The organism is Blastococcus atacamensis, assembly GCF_002938425.1.
Classification (GTDB): domain Bacteria; phylum Actinomycetota; class Actinomycetes; order Mycobacteriales; family Geodermatophilaceae; genus Blastococcus; species Blastococcus atacamensis.
On record NZ_POQU01000156.1, the window covers coordinates 1 to 2,060 of the forward strand.

Sequence of the window (2,060 nt, forward strand, 5' to 3'; positions counted from 1 at the left end):
GCGGCGGGGCGTCGTCCCGGGCGATCGTGCTCTCCGGTGTCGCCAGCCTCGTGGCCGGCGCCATCTCCATGGCGCTCGGGGAGTACACCTCCGTGAAGACCCAGAACGAGCAGCTCGACCTCGAGGTCGAGAAGGAGCGGCGGGAGCTCGAGCGCAACCCCGAGGGCGAGCTCGCCGAACTGGTCGAGATGCTGCGCGTGCGTGGTGTCGACGACCGGCTGGCCCAGCAGGTCGCCGTCCAACTCTCCCGGGACCCCGAGACCGCGCTGCGTCTGCACGTCGTCGCCGAGCTGGGACTCAACCCCGAGGACAAGCCGTCGCCGCGGGTGGCGGCGGTGTCGTCCTTCTTCACCTTCGCCACCGGCGCGCTCGTCCCGCTGCTGCCGTTCCTGCTCGGCTCGTCGCTGCTGTGGGTGGCGCTGGTGTGCGGAGGGGTCGGGCTGTTCGCCGCCGGGGCGGTCTCCGCCCGCTTCACGCCCCGCGCGTGGTGGTTCGCCGGACTGCGCCAGCTGCTGTTCGGCGCCGCGGCAGCGGGGATCACCTACCTGATCGGCGCGGCGATCGGCGTCGGCGTCGCCTGAGGGCGGTCAGCCGCTGCAGGAGAGCCCGGCGGCGGCGACGGCTTCGCGCGTCGCCGCGTCGGGGAAGCGGACCATCGCCGCGGGGTCCGGTGACCGCGTCGGCAGCATCGTGACGGTGCCGGGTTCCACCGCGGAGAGGCTCGCCAGCTCGGCGATCGAGCTCTCCTCGTCGACGGTCAGGGAGCCCGAGGCGGCCCAGGCGAGGCGTTGCAGCCGCAGCGGCGACCAGCGGCTGTCGCCGATCTCCGCGACCAGTGCCTGCAGGACCGCGCCGGACGCCTCGGCGCGGGCGTCCGGATCGACCGGCGCCGGCACCCAGCGGCCGTCGACCAGGTGCTCGGGATGCCGGGAGCGCACCAGGGCGAGCGCGGTGCGCCCGTCCACCTCGTGCGTGCCCTCCTCGATGGGGTGAAGGCCGGCCAGCGGATCGCGCACGGTCTCCGGCACGTCGAGGGTGAGCCCTCCGGCGGCGTCCACGACGTCGACGAACCCGGCGAGGTCGACGGCGACCAGGTGGTCGCTCGGGATGCCGAGGCCGCACAGCGCGTCGACCGTCTCCTGGGGACCCTCCAGCCAGGTCAGCGCCAGTCGGCTCCGTCCGCCGGGCGCCTGCACGAGGAGGTCGCGGGGAACCGGGACGACGGTGGTGGCGCCGGCGTCGGACTCGTGCACGACGAGGACGATGTCGGCCCGGCTGCCCGGGACGTCGCGGGCCGAGCCGAACTCGGCCTCGGAGGCGCCGTCGGGGAGGTCGGCCCGGCTGTCCAGGCCGACGAGCACCCAGGTCGTGCCGGGACCGGGATGCAGGTCCACGGTCATCCGGTCCACGCGGGAGGCGAGGAGCCCCGCGTCACCGAGCAGCACCGCCAGGACCGCGAGCGCGGCGAGAGCCGGTCGCAATCCCGGGCGGCGGAGACGCCGACGGCGCCGGACAGGAATGCCCTGTCCGGCGCCGTCGGGAGATGCGGTGGTGCTCAGACCTGGGCTCCGGTCGGCCGCCGGCGGCGGGTCATCAGGACGAGCCCGCCACCGAGAACCAGCAGTGCGGCGCCACCGATCAGCGGGGCCGTGGGGTCGGCGCCGGTGTAGGCCAGGTCGCCGCTCGCGCCGGAGGTGGCGGAGAGCGTCAGGGGGTAGGAGCGCACGACGCCGGTGCTGTCGGTGCCGACCAGGTTGTGCTGGCCGGCCTCGACGCCGGCCGGGAGGGTGACCGAGGCGAGGACGACGCCCTGGCCGTCGGCCCGGAAGGTGCCGATCGTGATCGGCTTCGAGTGCAGGACCAGCGTGACCTGCTCATTCGGCGTGAAGCCGGAGAGGCGCAGGGTCACCTTGTCGCCGGTCTTCAGCGGGGCGTTCGCGGTCAGGTTCTGCCCGGGCGCGGCCGTGATGGTGATTCTGCCGCTGGCGTCCTTGGTGACGGTGGCCGGTGCGGGGGTGCTGGAGGTCTGCGTCGCGGTGGTGGGGGCGACCGGGGTGGTG

Annotated in this window: 3 protein-coding genes; 1 reads left to right on the forward strand and 2 read right to left on the reverse strand. The window is 74.7% G+C overall.

Going from position 1 to position 2,060, the window contains the following annotated elements; genetic code table 11:
- A partial coding sequence (locus C5508_RS20070) for a VIT1/CCC1 transporter family protein (RefSeq protein WP_198598196.1) occupies window positions 1–581 on the forward strand: 581 nt, incomplete at its 5' end.
- Between the two features lie 6 nt (window positions 582–587).
- On the opposite strand, the gene C5508_RS19155 is transcribed toward C5508_RS20070, so the two are convergent.
- Together C5508_RS19155 and C5508_RS19160 are read right to left on the reverse strand one after the other, a co-directional pair.
- Entirely contained in the window at window positions 588–1,445 is an 858-nt protein-coding gene (locus tag C5508_RS19155; protein ID WP_232797311.1) for an LCP family protein, read from the reverse strand.
- A gap of 110 nt (window positions 1,446–1,555) precedes the next feature.
- The coding region (locus C5508_RS19160) for an LPXTG cell wall anchor domain-containing protein (RefSeq protein ID WP_113684669.1) at window positions 1,556–2,060 on the reverse strand (505 nt) is incomplete at its 5' end.